The 19485-nt window shown below is 53.1% G+C and carries 16 protein-coding genes and 2 tRNA genes; all 18 read right to left on the bottom strand.

Going from position 1 to position 19485, the window contains the following annotated elements; all coding sequences use genetic code 11:
• Positions 1-39: 39 nt before the first annotated feature.
• Positions 40-1095 carry a phenylalanine--tRNA ligase subunit alpha gene (gene pheS, locus JJE36_03320; GenBank protein ID MBK5211330.1) on the bottom strand — a complete coding sequence of 352 codons (1056 nt, stop codon included), beginning with the start codon at positions 1093-1095 and terminating at the stop codon, positions 40-42.
• A 353-nt stretch (positions 1096-1448) separates the two neighbouring features.
• A complete protein-coding gene (gene glpK / locus JJE36_03315; GenBank protein ID MBK5211329.1) occupies positions 1449-2930 on the bottom strand; it encodes a glycerol kinase GlpK in 1482 nt (493 codons plus the stop codon).
• Positions 2923-3864 (bottom strand): alpha/beta hydrolase, encoded by a 942-nt coding sequence (locus JJE36_03310; GenBank protein MBK5211328.1) that lies wholly within the window; start codon positions 3862-3864, stop codon positions 2923-2925. Before JJE36_03310 ends, glpK begins: the two co-directional genes overlap by 8 nt.
• 168 nt (positions 3865-4032) lie before the next feature.
• Entirely contained in the window at positions 4033-4389 is a 357-nt protein-coding gene (gene rplT, locus JJE36_03305; protein MBK5211327.1) for a 50S ribosomal protein L20, read from the bottom strand.
• 36 nt (positions 4390-4425) lie between these two features.
• Entirely contained in the window at positions 4426-4623 is a 198-nt protein-coding gene (rpmI, locus tag JJE36_03300) for a 50S ribosomal protein L35 (protein ID MBK5211326.1), read from the bottom strand.
• A gap of 11 nt (positions 4624-4634) precedes the next feature.
• Positions 4635-5189 carry a translation initiation factor IF-3 gene (locus tag JJE36_03295; protein MBK5211325.1) on the bottom strand — a complete coding sequence of 185 codons (555 nt, stop codon included), beginning with the start codon at positions 5187-5189 and terminating at the stop codon, positions 4635-4637.
• A 412-nt stretch (positions 5190-5601) separates the two neighbouring features.
• Entirely contained in the window at positions 5602-7512 is a 1911-nt protein-coding gene (gene thrS / locus JJE36_03290; GenBank protein MBK5211324.1) for a threonine--tRNA ligase, read from the bottom strand.
• A 37-nt stretch (positions 7513-7549) separates the two neighbouring features.
• Positions 7550-8053, bottom strand: a complete 504-nt coding sequence (locus JJE36_03285; GenBank protein ID MBK5211323.1) for a zinc ribbon domain-containing protein — start codon at positions 8051-8053, stop codon at positions 7550-7552.
• A gap of 34 nt (positions 8054-8087) precedes the next feature.
• On the bottom strand, positions 8088-9434 hold the full coding sequence (locus tag JJE36_03280) for a bifunctional folylpolyglutamate synthase/dihydrofolate synthase (protein ID MBK5211322.1): 1347 nt from the start codon (positions 9432-9434) through the stop codon (positions 8088-8090).
• The gene (locus JJE36_03275) at positions 9431-12082 is read right to left on the bottom strand and encodes a valine--tRNA ligase (GenBank protein MBK5211321.1); all 2652 of its coding nucleotides are present in this window, start codon (positions 12080-12082) and stop codon (positions 9431-9433) included. Before JJE36_03275 ends, JJE36_03280 begins: the two co-directional genes overlap by 4 nt.
• A 138-nt stretch (positions 12083-12220) precedes the next feature.
• Positions 12221-14155, bottom strand: coding sequence for a peptidoglycan DD-metalloendopeptidase family protein (locus tag JJE36_03270; protein ID MBK5211320.1), 1935 nt, complete (start codon positions 14153-14155; stop codon positions 12221-12223).
• 46 nt (positions 14156-14201) lie between these two features.
• Complete coding sequence (clpX, locus tag JJE36_03265; GenBank protein ID MBK5211319.1) at positions 14202-15491, bottom strand: ATP-dependent Clp protease ATP-binding subunit ClpX; 1290 nt, start codon at positions 15489-15491, stop codon at positions 14202-14204.
• The gene (gene clpP / locus JJE36_03260) at positions 15491-16126 is read right to left on the bottom strand and encodes an ATP-dependent Clp endopeptidase proteolytic subunit ClpP (protein MBK5211318.1); all 636 of its coding nucleotides are present in this window, start codon (positions 16124-16126) and stop codon (positions 15491-15493) included. The genes clpX and clpP overlap by 1 nt, the downstream gene beginning before the upstream one ends.
• A 17-nt stretch (positions 16127-16143) precedes the next feature.
• Positions 16144-17451, bottom strand: a complete 1308-nt coding sequence (tig, locus tag JJE36_03255) for a trigger factor (GenBank protein MBK5211317.1) — start codon at positions 17449-17451, stop codon at positions 16144-16146.
• 62 nt (positions 17452-17513) lie between these two features.
• A tRNA-Leu gene (locus tag JJE36_03250) sits at positions 17514-17599 on the bottom strand.
• Between the two features lie 135 nt (positions 17600-17734).
• Positions 17735-17956 carry a hypothetical protein gene (locus tag JJE36_03245; protein ID MBK5211316.1) on the bottom strand — a complete coding sequence of 74 codons (222 nt, stop codon included), beginning with the start codon at positions 17954-17956 and terminating at the stop codon, positions 17735-17737.
• Between the two features lie 72 nt (positions 17957-18028).
• A tRNA-Lys gene (locus JJE36_03240) sits at positions 18029-18104 on the bottom strand.
• Positions 18105-18151: 47 nt separating this feature from the next.
• Positions 18152-19411: an adenosylhomocysteinase gene (locus JJE36_03235; GenBank protein ID MBK5211315.1), complete on the bottom strand. Its 1260-nt coding sequence runs from the start codon at positions 19409-19411 to the stop codon at positions 18152-18154.
• Between the last annotated feature and the right edge of the window lie 74 nt (positions 19412-19485).

Raw genomic sequence — 19485 nt, 5'->3', positions numbered from 1 at the left:
CAAAGCCGTCGCACACATTCGACGGCACCATCGATCACACTAGAATTGACGCAGGAACCGCATATCCCCTTCGATCAGCATTCGCAAATCGGGGATGTTGTATTTGAGCGCCGCGATGCGCTCCACGCCCATGCCGAATGCGAAGCCGGAATATTTCTCCACATCGATTCCGACGAAGCCGTAGACGTTCGGATCGACCATACCGCACCCCAGAATTTCGAGCCATCCGGTGTTTTTGCAAAACCTGCAGCCTTTCCCACCGCAGATTCCACACGACACATCCACCTCGGCGCTCGGCTCGGTGAACGGGAAAAAGTGCGGACGAAAACGAGTCTTTCGGTCGGGACCGAACATCTCACGGACGAAGTGATCGAGTGTCCCTTTTAGGTCGGCGAAGGTGATCCCCTCATCGACGACCAACCCCTCGACTTGCGTGAACTGCGGCAAATGGCTGGGATCTGCGACATCGCGGCGGTATACCTTCCCCGGTGACAATATATACAGAGGAGGGTCCTGCTTTTCCATCGAGCGCACCTGAACGGGGCTTGTCTGCGTACGCATGAGCACGTCGCTCGGCTCGGGGCTCGTGCACTCGTCTCCGGAGAGATCGCGAACATAGAATGTATCGCTGGCGCTACGGGCCGGATGTTGCGGCTCGTGATTGAGTGCGGTGAAGTTGTAATATTCGAGCTCGACTTCGGGCCCCTCGACCACGCGATAGCCGATGCCAGTGAAAATCTCGACGATTTCGCCGGCGATTGCATTGATCAAATGTTGGCTTCCGATGGGATGATTCCGCCCCGGAAGGGTGATGTCGAGGCGCTCGGCAGAGATTTTCGTTCCGAGCTCATCGGCTTTCAGTTGCCCTTTACGCGCATCGAGCGCATCTTCGAGTTGTGTACACACCTCATTGGACACTTTTCCGACTGCAGGACGATCTTGCGGCGAAAGCCCACCGAGTCCGCGCAAAATCGAAGTCAACGAACCCTTTTTTCCGAGATAGGCGACTCGAACGCCGTCGAGCTCTGAGGTATCGGCCGCACCGGCGATGGCGCCCAGGCCCTCTGTCCGCAGTTCTTCCAACTGTGCCAAAATACTCATTCCGTCAGCCCTTTCATCAAAAAAAGGAACCCAAGTCCATCGTTCCTTAGATTTACTGTTCGTAAAAATCTGAGGACGAGAAATCTTAGATTCCCGCGGTACCACCTCAGTTAGCCGATATCGTGCACACCGACTCACTTAAAGCATGTGATTAAACGCTCGAAAGGTGAACAGCCGTGTCTTTTTTCGCCGAACCCATCGCAGCCGTAAAGTGGATTCTTCTCTGAAGACGAAAGTATGCAACGCGGCATCTTCTCTGTCATCGCATTGAAGAATCAGTTTACTCGTTTATCATTTGACACGCAAGATACTGCGTCGCACGAACAGAGTGCGGTGCGCAAAGGAAGCTACTGTACGCGCGCGAGTGCATCTTCCCAACCGGCAACAAGCGCGGCGCGCGTTTCCTCCGCCATATGCGAAGAATACGTCGTGATGTCCCCTCTACATTCGGGAAGATCGGTGACATCGTTCCAGATCCCCACCTTCAGGCCCGCCATGAAAGCGGCCCCGAGCGCAGTGAGCTCGCTTATTGCCGGTCTGTGGACCTCACGACCGAGGATGTCGGCCTGAAACTGCATACAGAAATCGTTTCTGCTCACCCCGCCGTCGACACGGAGAAGTTTCAAACTCACTCGGGAGTCCTGTTCCATGGCGCGAAGAACATCGTTGACTTGATAGCACAGCGACTCCAGCGTCGCGCGCACCACGTGTTTGTTCGTCACGCTTTGCGTAAGGCCCACGATTGCACCGCGTGCATTCTTATTCCAGTAGGGGGCGCCCAGCCCGTTAAACGCCGTCACGACGTAACATCCGCGCGTATCGGGCACGCTACTCGCGATTGCCGAAGTCTCTTCGGCGCTGCGGACGAGGCGTAAACCGTCGCGCAGCCAATTGATGGCAGACCCCGCGTTGAATATCGACCCTTCCAGCGCGTAGGTCACACCCGTTTCATCCGAATATGCGATGGTGGTCAGTAGACCGTGCTTTGAAGCAACCGGCTCGCGACCGGTATTCATGAGCATGAAACACCCGGTTCCGTAGGTGCTTTTCGCCTCTCCGGGATTGAAACAGCACTGACCGAAAAGCGCCGCCTGCTGGTCTCCCGCAACACCGGCGATGGGGATGCCCCGGCCGATATGCGGATTGTCGATTACCCCGAAATCGCCACTTGAAACGCGCACCTCCGGCAGCATCGAGCGCGGAATATCGAAAATGGCGAGGAGTTCTTCGTCCCACCGGAGGGAGTGGATGTTGAACAGCATCGTGCGAGAGGCATTCGTATAATCGGTGGCGTGCACCTTACCGTTGGTGAGATTCCAAATCAGCCACGTGTCCACCGTCCCGAACAGTAATTCGCCGGCCACAGCTCTTTCGCGCGCGCCGTCGACATTGGAAAGAATCCAATCGATTTTGCTTGCGCTGAAGTATGGATCGAGCACAAGACCTGTCTTATCACGAATGGTTTCTTCCAGACCGGCCCGCTTAAGCGAATCGATGAAGTCCGCGCTCCTACGGCACTGCCACACAATCGCATCATAGACGGGAATACCGGTGCTCTTGTCCCACACAATCGTCGTCTCGCGCTGATTTGCGATACCCACCGCTGCAATATCTGCCACATCGAGCTTTGCCTGCGTGAGCGCACGAGCCATGACGCCCACTTGACTCGCCCAAATATCGGTCGCATCCTGCTGTACCCACCCCGGCTTTTGATATGTGCATTCTATGTCTTGTTGAGCACTGCTCACAATGTGCCCGAGCTCATTGAAAATGATGCACCGAGACGAAGCCGTTCCCTGATCGAGCGCCGCGACGTAGCGCTTACTCATCGCAATGCCTTTCAATCCAAGATACGATGTCTGACATAACGACCTCGGCATTAAGTTCGTTGAGCAGCTCATGTCGGTCCTCGGGATAAAGCTTGCCCTCGACATCGGCGAGGCCGGCTCGTTTGTACTTCTTCATCAAAGAATCGAGTGCCCGGCCGTAATCACCGGTCGGGTCCTGTCCACCGGAGATGAGGAGGAGGGGCAGACTCTTCGGGGTCTCGTCAAACGCCTGCGGTAACGAGACCCGCGCTATATTGAGCAACATGTGCGCAAAGCCGTTGAGCGTAAAGAGGAAACCGCATTTTTCATCTGCTATATACGCATCGACTATCTTCTCGTCGCGAGAAAGCCAGTCGAATTTCGTGCGCGGATTTTCTATGCGTTTGTTGAAAGAGCCGAACATGAGATTGTTTATGAACGACGAACGGTATCGTTGCCCACGAACGAGCGCGAGAATGTCAACGAGAGCGCGCGCACCGCTGATCGCCACTTTGCTCGTATCTCCCGATCCGCAGATGACAGCTCCCGAAAGCTCTTTTCCGTAAATCGTAATATATTCACGCACCAAAAACGATCCCATCGAGTGTCCGAACAAAAAATAGGGGACGCCGGGGTAACGCGCCTGCATTTCTTTTTGTTGAGTATGCATGTCGGCTATCAAAATATTTTGATAGTTTATCGGCCCGAAATATCCGCAATCTGCGAGTTCAGGTGCGGTCAAACCGTGCCCCACGTGATCTTTGCCGACGACGAGAATTCCATGACGATTGAGAAAACGGGCGAACCCGTCGTAGCGTGCCATGTGCTCGGCCATCCCGTGAGAAATTTGCACAATGGCCGCAGGTTTGCGCTCCTCATCAAGACCCCACACATAGCCTGCGACCGATACGTTCCTTACGACCGAAGGGTAGTAGTAGTTCTCATATCCACTCATCGTTTCACCTCAAAGAATCCGCGTACCGAAAAATTTTATCCTCACGCAGCGGAAACGAAAGAATCGTGTCACCTGCGCACCCACACATTATAGGTCAGTGCGATGAGATATGAAAAAACCTCCCTGATAAAGGGAGGTGGATTTCAATAGTTCTCTTACCGTCGAACTCTACGCAAGCGCTGCCTTCGCGGCCTCGATGAGCTTGGTAAATGATGCGGAATCGTTGATAGCCATATCGGAAAGGATCTTACGATCGAGCGTGATATCGGCTTTCTTGAGCCCGTTTATGAACTGAGAATACGACATATCGTTCAAGCGTGCACCTGCATTGATACGTGTAATCCAAAGGCGACGAATCTCGCGCTTCTTATTACGGCGATCTCGGTAGGTATACTGCATCGAATGCTGTACTTGCTCTTTCGCTGCACGATAGGTACGGCTCTTCGCGCCGTAATATCCCTTCGCGCGAGTCAACATTGTGCGGCGCTTCTTATGTGCGTTAACCGCTCGTTTTACACGTGGCATTTAATCATTCACTCCTTCTTAAGTAAAGCGGTGCGGTTAACCGCGCCCCAGCTTCTTGAGTACCATACTGGTGTCGGCAGCGGACACGAGACCATCCTGACGGAAGTTGCGCTTACGCTTCGGCGACTTCTTGGTGAGAATGTGACTGCTATACGCCTTGCCCCGCATAACCTTGCCTGTGCCCGTCACACGAAAGCGCTTAGCTGCACCCTTATGAGTTTTCATCTTTGGCATACGTAATCTCCTTATTCGTCCTTACTATCTTTAACCTCTTTTTTCTTAAGAGGCGAAATCAACATGTGCATGTTTCGACCTTCGAGCTTCGGTTGGTTCTCGATAATTGCCAATCCTTCGAGCTCATTGGCCAACTGCTCGAGGATGTTGAGTCCCATCTCCGGTCGTGACATTTCTCGGCCGCGAAACATGATGGTCACTTTGACTTTCGAGCCGCTTTCCAGAAATCTCAGAATATGATTTTTCTTCGTCTCGTAATCATGCCTATCGACTTTGGGCCGAAACTTCATTTCTTTGATGTCGACCCTGATTTGATTCTTACGAGCCTGCTTCTCTTTTATTTCCAATTCATACTTGAATTTGCCGTAATCCATGATTTTGCATACTATCGGGTCGGCATTCGAGGCGATCTCGACAAGATCATACCCTTGTTCATCGACAATACGTTGAGCGTCGACTACGGCAAAAATACCCATCTGGTCGCCCTCATTGCTGATGAGTCTGCATCTACTCGAGCGGATCTCCTCGTTGACACGATGTTCGCTGCTTATAATTGTCACCTCCATGGTGCTTTGCGGGTCGCACTTACATATCGACCCTGAAAAATTAACAATCCCATCAGCCCGAAATGTGTGAGGCCGACGGGAAACAAAAAGTCATCCGAGCACAATACAAAACAATCGTAACGTATTGTGACTATGTGTCGACCCGCAAGCATTTAATAATTTTAAAGCCGGAGGGCGGAACAACAGCACCAGCGATAGTGCGGTTGTTCGCTTTACGTGTAAACACGCGAATAGAAAGTATAGCAGGCTCCGTTTTGCTTTGCAAGGAAGCCGAAACGTAAAGTCTTCCAAAAAAAATGGAAGGAGCTCCGATTCCGGAGCCCCTCACCGTCTGTTGATACCGATCCCCCGAAAAATCTTACATTCATTCTACCAAAAAAACAGGATATGTAAATCACTTTCTACCGATTAATTACACTAGAGGAATTTCCTTTTTTATCCTATCGGCAAGCACAGAGATTTTACATGCTCCGAGATCACCTTCGCTACGATGTCGCACCGAAATATCTCCGCTCTCCGCTTCTTTCTTGCCGAGAACCACCATGTAGGGAACTTTTTGTACCTGGGCTCGTGCGATTTTCGCATTCATCCGCTCATTGGAGTCGTCGATTTCGACACGGACACCTGCATCGGCGAGCTTATCTGCAACTTCACGAGCATAAGGAATCTGGTCGTCGCTGATGGGGATTATTTCTGCCTGCACAGGCGCCAACCATGTGGGGAATGCTCCCGCATAGTGCTCGATCAAGATGCCGAAGAAACGCTCCATCGAGCCGAGGATGGTGCGGTGAAGCATGACGGGGCGCGCAGTGGTGTTTTCGGCCGTCCGGTACTCGAGCTCGAAACGCTCGGGAAGGAATGCATCGAACTGGATTGTCGAGCACTGCCACGTACGTCCGATTGCGTCGCGAAGCTTGATGTCGATCTTCGGACCGTAGAATGCTCCGTCGCCTTCGTTGACCTCGTACTCGACGCCGCGCTTATCGAGCGTGTCTTTGAGCACATTCGTCGTCACTTCCCACATCGCGTCGTCGCCGATCGACTTCTCCGGACGAGTCGAGACTTCCGCGCTGTACTCGAACCCGAAGACTCCCATGACGTAGTCGACGAGGTCGAGAATCCGGTTCACCTCTTCAGGCACCTGATCAGGACGGCAGAATATGTGAGCATCGTCTTGAGTGAAACCGCGAGCACGCATAAGACCGTGCACGACGCCGGAAAGCTCGTGGCGATACACCGTGCCGAATTCGAAGAGCCGCATGGGCAGTTCGCGATAGCTATGGATGTTCGCGCCGTAAATCATCATGTGACCGGGACAGTTCATCGGCTTCACGCCGTATTCGCTGACACGCCCTTCGCCCTCGTTCACATTGAAGAAGTACATGTCATCCTTGTAGTTATCATAGTGCCCCGAGATCTTCCAGACTTCGGATTTGTAGATGTGCGGCGTGATCACCTCTTCGTATCCACGTTTGTAAAGCGTCGCGCGGAGCCAGTCCTGCAAAAGACGCAGCGTACGTGCCCCTTTGGGATGGTAGACCGGCAATCCGGGACCTGCAATCTCGGGAAAACTGAAGAGGTCGAGTTGCTTACCGAGCTTGCGATGGTCACGACGCTCGGCTTCCTCCAGACGCGTGGTATAGGCTTCGAGATCTTTTTGATTGAACCATGCGGTACCGTAAATACGTTGCAACATGGGGCGATCCGAGCTGCCCCGCCAATAAGCGCCGGCGACTTTCATGAGTTTGAATGCCTTGATGAAAGATGCATTCGGCACATGGGGACCACGGCAGAGATCGGCAAACACTCCGTTGGAGTACACCGAGATGGGCTCGCCTTCCGAAAGTTCGGATATCAACTCTTGTTTATATTCTTGCCCGGCGAAATCTTTGAGAGCTTCGTTACGCGAAACCACACTGCGTTCGAAATGTTTGGCATCCTTTGCAAGCTCATGCATACGTTTCTCGATTACCTCGAGGTCTTGCGGAGAAAACGCATGGTCCGTCTCAAAGTCATAGTAAAAACCGTCTTCGATTGACGGACCTATACCGAATTTAGTCCCCGGATAGAGATCGGCCACTGCCTCGGCCATGAGGTGTGTCGTCGAGTGGCGCAAAAGATCGAGTGCCTCAGGGCTTTTTTCGGTGATTATCTCCACCGCATCACCGTCGTTCACCACCGTGGACGTGTCGACGAGTGCCCCGTTGACTTTACCCGCAAGTGCGGCGGCGGCCAAACGAGCACCTATCGCCGCGGCGACATCGTGCACCGAAGCACCTGTTTCGAGCTCTTTTACCGAGTTATCCGGAAGTGAAATTTTAATCATAACGGCAGACCATTCTCCTTAGATGAACTATATTTTAATGCGCTTTGCAGTAGGGACAAATCTTCCACTTCATCTTCACCGGCCGACCGCAATGCTCGCACGGTGTTCGCAAAGTCTTTCCGCAAGCCGGGCATACCAAAAAATCCGGTTCGATTCCTGCGTGGCAATGCGGGCACGCATCGTTTTCAAGTTCCACATCCAAAAGTAAAATGCTGAGTTTGCGCTCTCGCGCATCTTGAAGAAATTCAGGAGGACGAACGGCGAGATAAAATATGTAGCACACAAGCACGGCCACGAGAGTAAACAGCCCGGTCGGTGCAAATCCGTATGTCGGAAGTGTGCTGCCCGACACCGCCGCAACGATTGCGGCGGTTGCAGAAAAGCCGGTGACAAGCGCCGGATGCCATCCTCTCTTTTGCGCGTCACGAAACACCCAAAAGAGAAATATACACGTAAAAAAGAGACTGAGAACGCCCGTAATCATTGACACGACCTGAAAAGATGAACTATTCAATATGGGTGAAAGCAATTCAGACATAGCTTCCTCGTATTCGTCAGATGTCGTTGATACTCTATGATTTTAGCAGAATATAGAGGCTGAGGCTCCCTGTAATGACAAGGGGTGCGTCTCTTGAAATCTGCAGTATGTCTTCAAGAGTGGGGTTCTTCAAAACACCGAGCACCGAAGAATCCGTAATCGACTCGATGCGCCCGGCCAACTCGACTGCTCCCATTGCGCGCGGATTGTTCGTATCCAGCGCGATAAAACCTGCGACCGACGGGAGGAGCGCCTTCACGATTCCTTCGACGTCCTTGTCGGCGAAAGCACCGAACGCAACTATCGGCCTCACGCCGGCAAGCGCGAGACTTTGCGCCAAATACGTCGCGGCCTGCGGATTATGACCACCATCGAAAATCAAGTAGGGGCTTGTGCGCAGCACTTCGAAACGTGCAGGAAACGTCACGTCGTCAAGCGCACGCCGTACATCGCTCTCGTCGAGCGCCCGGCCGAGCGCGGCTTCAGCGGCGGTGAGGGCGACCGCGGCATTTCGGGCCTGATATTCGGGAGCGTTTATGGTTAGCCTCCCATAAAACGAATGCGGGGTCTTGACCGAAAAAGTCGTCTTGAGAAGCGATTCCACATTCCTCTCAACCGATTCGGTATACATACGCGTAGTCAGTTCTTCGGCAACATCTGTGGACTCATCGCCTCTGCGAACCAAGCGCGGATGAAGGCCGAGATCTACACACCTATCCAAAAATATCGGAAGAACGTCATCGAAGCCGGCGCCGAGCACCGGCGTACAGCCGGGTTTGATGATCATCGCCTTATCTGCGGCAATCTCTTCTCGCGTGTCCCCGAGTATCTTCATATGATCGAGCCCTATGCCGGTAATCACCGCCACGGACGGATCGACGACGCTCGTCGCGTCCCATCGCCCGCCGAGACCGACTTCGAGAACGCCGAAATCCACTCGGGCGTTGCGAAAAGCCACGAATGCCAGAGCGGTCAAGAGCTCGAACTGCGTTATTTGGGCGATATCGTCCTTTCCCTTTTCTTCAAGGCGAGCGCGAGCCGCAAGCACCTCATTGAGGCCGGCGGCGAAGTCTTTTTCAGAGATCGGTTTTCCACCGATGACGATGCGCTCGGTGTCATCGATGAGTTCGGGGCTGGTATAAAATGCGCTTCGCACACCCGACGCGCGCAAAAAAGCATCGATGAGCCGAACCGTCGAGGTTTTCCCATTGGTTCCAGTGATTTGCAAAGGCACAAATGCCGCCTGAGGGGATCCGAGCTCTTGTGCAAGGAGTTGCAAGCGCTCAAGCGAGGGATTGATTCCGAAGGTAAGCGCCCGCCTCAACTCGGCGAGCGCTTCTTCATACGTATATATGTCGTTACCGTATTCCACTGCTCTCAATCGAGCTCTTTAATCTGTGCATCCACCGATGCGACCTGCTCGCGTATCTCGGCGGCTTTCGCGGTGTCTTTCGCAACGATTTCGGGTGCGGCTTTTGCGAGGAAACCGGGGTTGGAAAGCTTCTTGTCGAATTTAGCCAAATCGACAACGAGCTTCTCTCGCTGACCGATGAGTTTTCTCAACTCGGCATCCAAATCGACGAGCCCTTTGAGCGGAATATAGATATCGAGACCCTGCTCGACATAGACTACCGCCTGCTCAGGCTTTTGATGCTTCGAACTGACACTCAAGTCGGCGATATTGCCCAATTTCTCGATGAGGTTCGCCTCGTCGAGAAGGAGGGATACCGCCTTCTCGTCATTCGCATTCACCACACAGTCCAAAGACTCGCGTGGGCTGATTCCATAGCGCGCACGCACCGAGCGGACACTGGAAACGACCGCTTTGACGAGTTCGATTGCTGTTTCAGCACGCATTTCACGATAGGCATCCATTTCGTTTGCGGTCGGCCATGCGGCAATCATCAACGATTCGGCCTTATCCTCTTCGCGCAGTGGCAGATTGCGCCAAATTTCTTCGGTTATGAACGGCATCTCCGGGTGGAGCAAACGCAGGGCCTTATCGAGCACGAACACCAACACACTCAGTGTGCTTCGGCGACGATCCGCCGTCTCGGAAAGCTGCGCTTTTGCGAATTCGATATACCAGTTGCAAAATTCGTTCCAAAAGAAATTGTAAAGCAAACGGGTGACTTCACCGAATTCGAACGCGTCGATACCGTCGCTCACCGCGCGCGTAAGCTCGGCAAGACGCGAGAGAATCCAACGATCTGCGACGGTTTGGGGGTCGGGCGCCTGAGGCACGTAGTCTTCGCAATTCATCAGTACGAATCGGCTGGCATTCCAGATTTTATTGGCAAAATTGCGATACGCGGCGAGTTTTTCCGCATCGAACTTCATATCCTGCGAACCGGTCACTTGCACGAGCAAACCGAAACGCATCGCATCGGCGCCGTATGAGTCTATCAGCTCGATGGGATCTATTCCGTTTCCGAGCGACTTGCTCATACGGCGTCCCTGCTTGTCGAGCACGGTCGGGTGGATGATAACGTCGCTGAAGGGAACTTGCCCGTCCATGAAATAGGTTCCGGCGACGATCATGCGAGAAACCCATAGATTGATGATGTCGCGTGCGGTCGAGAGAACACTCGTCGGATAAAAATAGTCGAGTTTTTCAGACTTTTCAGGCCAGCCGAACACGGCAAACGGCCAAAGTTGACTTGAAAACCAGGTATCGAGCACGTCTTCGTCTTGGCGGACTGCTCCTCCACACTTCGGGCAAACGGTGACATCTTCAATGCTCGCAACCGTTTCACCGCATGCATCACAATAAAACACCGGTATGCGATGCCCCCACCAAAGCTGCCGTGAAACACACCAGTTTCGAATATTTTCCATCCAGCTGAGATAGGTATTGGCAAAACGGGCCGGATGAAACGATACCTCTCCGTTTTTGACCGCATCGATTGCGGGTCCCACGAGCCTTTGGATATCGACGAACCACTGGTTCGAAAGCCACGGCTCGACGACCGTATGGCAGCGATAGCATTGTCCCACCGCATGCTGGTGCTCCTCGGTCTTCACAAGATAGCCACCGGCCTCAAGGTCGGACAAAATGGCCTCGCGCGCTTCGTAGCGTTCCATGCCCGCGTACTTGCCACCGAGCTCGTTGATGTGGGCATCCGCGGTCATCACGTTGATTTTCTCGAGATTATGACGCTCCCCCACTTCGAAGTCGTTGGGGTCGTGCGCAGGAGTGATTTTCACCATACCAGTGCCGAAATCTCGGTCGACGTATTCGTCGGCGATGATAGAGATTTTCCGTCCGACCAACGGCAAGGACGCCGTCGTCCCCACAAGAGCGGCATACCGCTCGTCTTGCGGGTGCACGGCAATCGCGACATCGCCCAGCATGGTCTCGGGTCGCGTCGTGGCGATGACCGCATGGGTGATGTCACCGATGGGCTTATCGAGAGGATAGCGAATATGCCACAGATGCCCGGCGGTATCCTCATGCTCGACTTCATCATCTGCCAGTGCCGTCCCGCAACGGGGGCACCAGTTTATGATGCGATTTCCCCGATACACATAACCGTCGTTCCACCACTTCACGAACGTCTCGCGAACCGCCTTTTGATACGACTCGTTCATCGTAAACCACTCATCGGAATAATCGCACGAACATCCCATGCGCTTGATCTGCTCGACGATGGTCGAACCGTGCTCCTCGCGCCACTTCCAGCACTCCTCGATAAACGCCTCGCGGCCCACATCGAATCGGGTTTTTCCTTGCTTCGCCAAGCGCTGTTCCACTTTATTTTGCGTGGCGATTCCGGCATGGTCGGTACCGAGCACCCACAGAGTCGGGCGTCCCGTCATCCGCTGACGACGCACAATCGTATCTTGAATCGTATCATTGAGGGCGTGACCCATATGCAAAACGCCCGTGACATTCGGAGGAGGAATCACCACGACGAAAGGGTCTTTTCCTCCGACGATATCTTGTTTGAAGTACCCACCCTTCATCCATGAGTCGAAAATCGGGCCTTCGATATCCTTGGGATTGTACTGCGTGTTCATCTCGGTCATACGTATCGCTTTCTTGTAAAATGATAAAAAGCCCATGCGTTACAAGGCTTTTTTCTTAGAGACAGATATTTGATTTTAGCATGCCCGGCGGCTTTTAACACCGAACGATTCCCCCAGTACACGTCACCCCGACCGATCCTACTTGGCCACGGTACGCGAAGAGGGCATGTTGAGTCCGAGCACTCCCATCGGGCTGATCAAGTCGCGGCGGCGGTTGAAATGCACAGCCGTGACGTTGTCATAGGTGTCGTTGCTGTTGGTTTGGGACAGATTCCCACTCGATTTGCCGGAATACGCCTCAAGATGAAGCATGGACGTACCGTAATGGTTAAGTTGCATGGCGGCGATCAATTGATTCTTTTTGACCTTGCTACCGACTTTCAAACCTGTGGCGGCCTTGACTTCGCAATACCATATGACGGAACCATCGGTATTCTTGACTTGCACGGCACCGGTACCGGCATAATAGGTGCCCACACTGATCCTTTCGACGACACCGTCGGTCATAGCATATACTTTTGTTCCGACAGGCTCGATGAGATCGATTGCGGCATGTGCCCTGGCACCGCCGTCTCGGTAACTGCCAAAAGCGCTCGTATTACCCGTGTTCTTCCCATCGAGCGGATATGCCCACGTACTTACCCGATCGGTCCAAAACGTCTTATATCGCGTAGGCCCGACAATCCAAAACGTCTGCGAGTACAATGTGCGGGAAACTACCTCGTCAGTGGCTGTCACCACAAGCGTTTTCTTACCTGCGGATAATTTTGCAAAAGAAATATATTTGTCTATACCATTTTTAATCGAGAAGGCGGTTCCGCCGGAAAAGGACGGATCCCCCGCTTTGACCGTTTTGGAAATCTCGGCTTCGCCCTTTTCATTGAGGATGCTGACCGAAACCCATTTGATCGACGAATTCGACGACACGGTTCCGGGGAGGGTTTTCGCATAGCCGTAGAGACACCATTTCGCAACGGCACAATCGGCGACCTTCAGTTTCGATCCGGAGGATATGGAAATTTTAGTTGTCTTTGAGACGGTCGGCGTGAGAATCGATGTCGCTGTTATTGCCACAGAACCCTCTCTGCCTGATTTCGCCGTGACGACACCATTGGCGCCAACTGTCGCCAGAGAGGTATTCGAGCTCTTCCACGTGACGTTCGAGTCAGTCACTCCCCGAGGAATGACACGGGACGTGAGCGCTTCATGCGAGCCGTAAACCAACGTGGTCTGTGAAACGCCGATGACTGCACTTGCCACCTTAGCCGGCTTGACGGATATTGTTTTGGAATATGAGGCCCCGTTTGAAACGAGGCGTAACGTATATTTCCCGGGAGGAGCCACATCTCCTTTTACCGCGGAGGCACCGGTCGTTATTTTAACGGAGCCGGCCTTGTTGATTTGTCCGTCCCAATACATCGAAAATGCGACGCCGGCGGTTTTGTCCCTATATTTTTTTTGTGTGATTATCTTCTTTGTTCTTTGATCGATTACCTGCATGAAGATATCGTTCGTGCGCGATATCCGCGCGATGTATCTCACCGTTTTCGCTCCCGAAAAAGCAGAAGGCGTGACTGATGAGGGGATGTTCACGGCGGTGATGGTCGGCTTTGCGTTCGAGGTGACTCGAACCGATTTCGCCGTCACTTTCACGCCGCTCTTACCGGTCACTTTTATCGTTGCACGATAGGTTCCCGATGAAACGTAATCATTAGATTCTTTCCCGATTGCATTGCTACGTGCCACCCGACCGTTCCAACTCAAAGAATACGTCTTTCCTTTAGCGATATTTTTTGAAGACCGGTTGATATATCGCCCTTTCGAATCGGTGATTGAAAGAACGGCAGTACCCGTCTCGTTCGAAACGAAGGAATACGTCGCAGGGGAGATGCTCTTTTTGAGCGTGCGGGAATATGATTTGAGCGAAACACGCGGAACGGCCACGGCAGTAGCCGGGCCGATGAGCACGAAAGCACAGACGCAGAGCGCCGTACGCCTGAGGAGACGCAAAAATGGAGCGCCCTGCACTCGATATGAGTTGATTCTTTCCATATCGAGGAGTATACGCTCCATCGTGTTATTCTCCCACCGTCACGTGCAAATGTTGTCCGGATGCAAACTAAGAAAGTTTCTTACGCTTGATAATGGGAGTTTCCTCACCCAAAACCGTCTCGGCGGTGATGGTGACTTTGGCAATTCTTTTGTCGCTGGGAATCTCATACATTATGTCGAGGAGGATCTCCTCGCAAATCGAACGAAGCCCACGAGCGCCGATTCCTCGCTTAATCGCCTGCTCCGCGATCTCTTGCAAAGCGTCTTTCCCGAACTCGAGGTCGACATCTTCAAGCGCGAAGAGCCGTTTATACTGCTTGACGAGCGCATTTTTCGGCTCCGTGAGAATATGTACCAAATCCTTGATCGTCAGCTCGTTGAGAGTGGTGACCACCGGGATGCGACCGACGAATTCGGGGATGAGGCCGAACGTATGCAAGTCTTCGGCCCGCGCCTGGGCATACAGCTCATTCGACGAATGCTTTTGCGCATTCGAAAGCTTCGAAGCAAAACCCACGCCGCCCTTGCCTTCACGCTCGGCGACGATTTTATCGAGACCGACGAACGCACCGCCCAAAATGAAGAGGATGTTGGTGGTATCGATTTTTATGAGTTCTTGCTGAGGATGTTTACGTCCGCCTTGCGGAGGAACGGAGGCCTCGGTGCCCTCCAGAATCTTGAGGAGCGCCTGTTGGACTCCTTCACCGGAAACATCGCGCGTTATCGAAAGATTTTCGGCCTTTCGCGCAATCTTATCGATTTCATCGACATAAATGATGCCGATCTCGGCACGAGCCACATCGTAATCGGCCGCCGTTATGATTTTCAATAAAATATTCTCTACATCTTCACCGACGTAGCCGGCTTCAGTCAGCGCCGTCGCATCGGCAATGGCGAAAGGAACGTCGAGCACGCGCGCGAGTGTTTGGGCGAGGAGCGTCTTTCCCGTACCCGTGGGGCCGAGCAACAAGATGTTCGACTTGGAGAGCTCCGTTTCATCTTCTCCGTCGGACTCGCCGAGCATCACACGCTTGTAATGATTGTGGACAGCCACGGAAAGAACCTTCTTCGCACGATCTTGCCCGATGACATACTCATCGAGTTCATCGTGAATCTCCCGAGGAGTCGGCAGGTTTTCGAGAACGAACTCTTTCTCGGGATGCTCGAGGGAGGCCATTTCGTCAGCCACGATGTCATTGCACAGTTCGATGCACTCATCACAGATGTAGGCACCGCCGGGTCCTGCGACGAGCTTGAGAACTTGCGTGCGATCGCGCCCGCAAAATGAACAGCGAACATCCGAGTCGTCTACCGGAGTCGCAAAACCGTTCGGATCGAATGTGTCATCGTGTGCCACTATTTTTCCTCAATATTCTTTCTACTGTCCAAGACGGCATCCGCCAGACCGTACGCCACGGCGTCGGCCGCCATCATGATGTTGTCGCGATCGGTATCTTTGTGTATCTTTTCGACCGTCTGCCCGGTGTGCTCGGACAAAATAATGTTGAGTTGATCGCGCATGCGGAGGATTTCCTCAGCCTGAATCGCGATGTCGGAAGCCTGTCCCTGCGCTCCACCGAGAGGCTGGTGGATCAAAACTCGCGCATGAGGAAGCACGTAGCGCTTGCCCTTCGTGCCCGCGGCGAAAAGGACGGCGGCCATGCTTGCGCACTGACCCATGCAGATGGTGGAAATATCGGGCTTTATAAACTGCATCGTGTCATAAATCGCAAGGCCGTCGGTAACCGAACCGCCCGGTGAGTTGATATAAAAATTGATGTCCTTTTCGGGATCGACGCTCTCCAAATGCAAAAGCTGGGCGATTACGAGGCTCGCGGTTACTTCATTGACCTCAGATCCGAGGAATACGATACGATCGTTGAGCAGACGAGAGTAGATATCGAAACTGCGCTCACCGCGTGAGGTTTGCTCGACGACCATCGGAACGAGTTCATCGGTGATGGTATGTTGCCTTGAAATACAATCCGTCATGATACCTGGCCTCCTGATCAATTGGCGCTCTCGTCAATAGTGACGGTCGCATTTTTACGTAACCACTCGAGTGCTTTCTTGCGTGCTATTTCATCGTGAAGCGAAGTGATGAGACCGAATTCGGTCCACTTCGCACGCGCCTCCTCGACGCTCGTGTTGAGCGCAGTGGCGATTTCTTCGAATTCTTTTGCGACGTCGTCTTGCGTTGCCTCGAGGTTTTGCTCACGCGCCAAAGCCTCCAGTGCCAAATCGTTGGCGGAAGCGATACTCGCTTGAACCGAAAGATCCTCATCGTATTGCTCGGGGTCGATATTCGACATCTTCAGGTACTGATCGAACTCGATATCGCGCTCTTTGAGCATACTTTCGAACTCGCGCTTCAAAGAAGCTTTGCGTGACTCGATAATCACGTCTGAAATTTCACCGTCGAGCCGGTCTGCGAGAGCGCCGGTGAGGCGCTCATCGAGAATACGGTCGTATGACTGCGCTTTCTGCGAATCGATGTATGACTTGATTTCCTTACGCATGTCTTCAATCGACTCGAATCCCGCCTGAGTGGCGAACTCATCATTCGCCTCCGGAAGAACCTTTTGCTTGATCTCGTGAATCTCGATATCGAAATGCAGTGCCTTTCCCGCATACTCTACGTTTTCACCCAAATCCTCTACGACGAATTCGGCGACGACCTTATCGCCGGATTTCGCACCGATAATCGGTGTCTCGAAATCTTGCGGCATGGATCCTTGGCCGAGTTCGTACATGTATTTATCGATTGACGAGCCCTCATAGGCCTCGCCGTCAAGCGTCGACTTGAAGGATATCATCACAAAATCGCCCGCTTCAACCGCGCGGTCCTCGACGGGCTCGAGTCCGGCGAGACGCTCACGCGTGTCTTCCATCTGAGCATCGATTTCAGCCTCGGTCGTTTCGCGCGGGGGCATCGCGATCTCGACGGAAGATGACTTCAGCTTAAGCTCGGGACGAGTTTCGGCGGTCACGACATAGGTAAACTCGGCGCCCTCTTTGAGCTCCTCGGGGTCGCCGAAATCAGGGTCGCCGATAGCGCGAAGGGATTCAGCGTCGAGAGCAAGGCCGTACGTGCTGTTGATGAGGTCCTCGGCGGCCTGTGCCACCACATATTCGGTCCCCACGGATTGTTCGAGCATTTTACGAGGAATCTTTCCCTGACGGAATCCCGGAATATGGACCTCCTTGGAAAGCTTCTTGAAAGCCGCTTTAACCGCCTCATCGACTTTTTCAGAGTCGATGGTGACGGTGAGCTTTACTTTGTTGTCTTCGAGAGTCTCAGCGTTTGTTTTAAGCACGTTGGTTCCTTTCAAAAATAAATGAACGGCCGCAAACTTTGCGGACCGCCGAGATGACGAAATGGTGCGGGCGAAAGGACTTGAACCTTCACGGGTATTACCCACTAGAACCTAAATCTAGCGCGTCTGCCAATTCCGCCACGCCCGCGTTATTCGACGAGAGCGTATCGGTTCGCGATATTCGCTCAGTCAGCATTAGCAATAGTAGCAGGTTTTTCGAAAACTCGATAGCGTGAACGGAAGCCACTCTGCCGAGCCACAACTTTTCCCTCACTGAATATTTCTAGAATTGATTGTATACGAAATTTGAAGCATTGAAGGTGCCCCCCGATTGTCTTCGCGCGAAAGAACACCCTACCCTACGATTGAAAGGTGCGAGCAATTGTCCCACGATTTGATAAAATCCGTTGAGTAAACCCCGTGCGAGGTATGTCAGACCGACTCCATGCCATAACCCCGAAACTGCAAATGCCACCAGCAAGTCCGCATATTTCCTCGCTTTCACTTTGCGATTTCCGCACAAAGATATTACAAAAAAAGAAAGCGCCTGTTCTCGGGCGCCTTCTCGCAACGACTATGGTGGACCGTGTAGGGGTCGAACCTACGACCTTGGGATTAAGAGTCCCCTGCTCTACCAGCTGAGCTAACGGTCCATATACAAAAATCATTTCATAATTTTTGCGCAAGTAAGAATTGTATATTAAACGGTTCCCTCTGTCCAGCTATTGAGATACTTCTCCTGTGCGGGAGTGAGCGTATCGATTTCAACTCCCATGGTCTCCAGTTTGAGACGAGCGATTTCCGCATCGATGTCGGCAGGCATATCGTAAACCCCCGCGGAAAGCGATGAAGAGTTCTTAATAATCCATTCCGCAGCAAGCGCCTGATTGGCAAAGCTCATGTCCATGACGCTGGCGGGGTGTCCCTCGGCGCAGGAGAGGTTTACCAAACGCCCCTCGGCAAGAAGGTACATGATCCGACCGTCAGGCATCGTGAATTCTTCGACCATCGGCTTCACGGTGCGCACGGATGTCGCATGCTCGCGCATCCACGGAATGTTGATTTCAGCGTTAAAATGACCCGAGTTGCAGATAATCGCTTCGGACTTCATGTTCTCGAATGCAGGGGCGTCGATGACGTTCAAGTCGCCGGTCACCGTGACCCAGATATCGGCTTCTTTCGCCGCCTGGGCTGCCGGCATCACGCGAAAACCGTCCATAACCGCTTCGAGTGCCTTCAAAGGATCGACTTCGCAGATGGTTACCTTCGCGCCGAGACCGCGAGCGCGCATCGAAGCGCCTTTGCCGCACCATCCGTAACCGGAAACGACCATGGTGCGACCGGCCAGAAGGCGGTTCGTCGCGCGAATGATGCCATCGATAGTTGATTGTCCGGTACCGTAACGGTTGTCGAACATGTGCTTGGTGTCCGCGTCGTTGACCGCGACGATCGGATATTTGAGTGCGCCGTCCTTCATCATCGCTTTGAGGCGAATAACACCGGTCGTCGTCTCCTCGGTACCACCGATGATATCGGGAAGCACCTCGGGAAATTTCGCGTGGATACGGCTCACGACATCGCACCCGTCGTCCATGGTGATTTGAGGGTGGGTGGCGATAACCGCATCGATGTGACCGAAATACGTCTCGGTATCCTCACCCTTGATGGCGTGAACGGACACACCGTAGTGCTTGACGAGTGCGGCGGCGACATCGTCTTGCGTCGAAAGGGGATTCGAGGCACAGAGACTTATATCCGCTCCACCTGCGGCGAACGCGCGCATTAAGTTTGCGGTCTCGGTGGTGACATGCATGCACCCCGACACACGCTTCCCCTCGAAGGGGCGTTCTTTCGCGAAACGCTCACGAATTTGGGCCAGGACGGGCATATCCCTATCAGCCCACTCGATTCTATCCTTGCCTGCATCTGCGAGCGAGAGATCTTTTACATCGTAATCCATGGTGCTCCTTAAAAATTATTCGCCTACTTAACGAGGCTACCGTAAACCATTGCCGATTGAGCTGCTGCTACTTT

It is taken from the genome of Coriobacteriia bacterium (assembly GCA_016649875.1).
In the GTDB taxonomy this organism is placed as follows: domain Bacteria; phylum Actinomycetota; class Coriobacteriia; order WRKU01; family JAENWW01; genus JAENWW01.
This window is presented reverse-complemented; position numbering and strand designations above follow the sequence as displayed.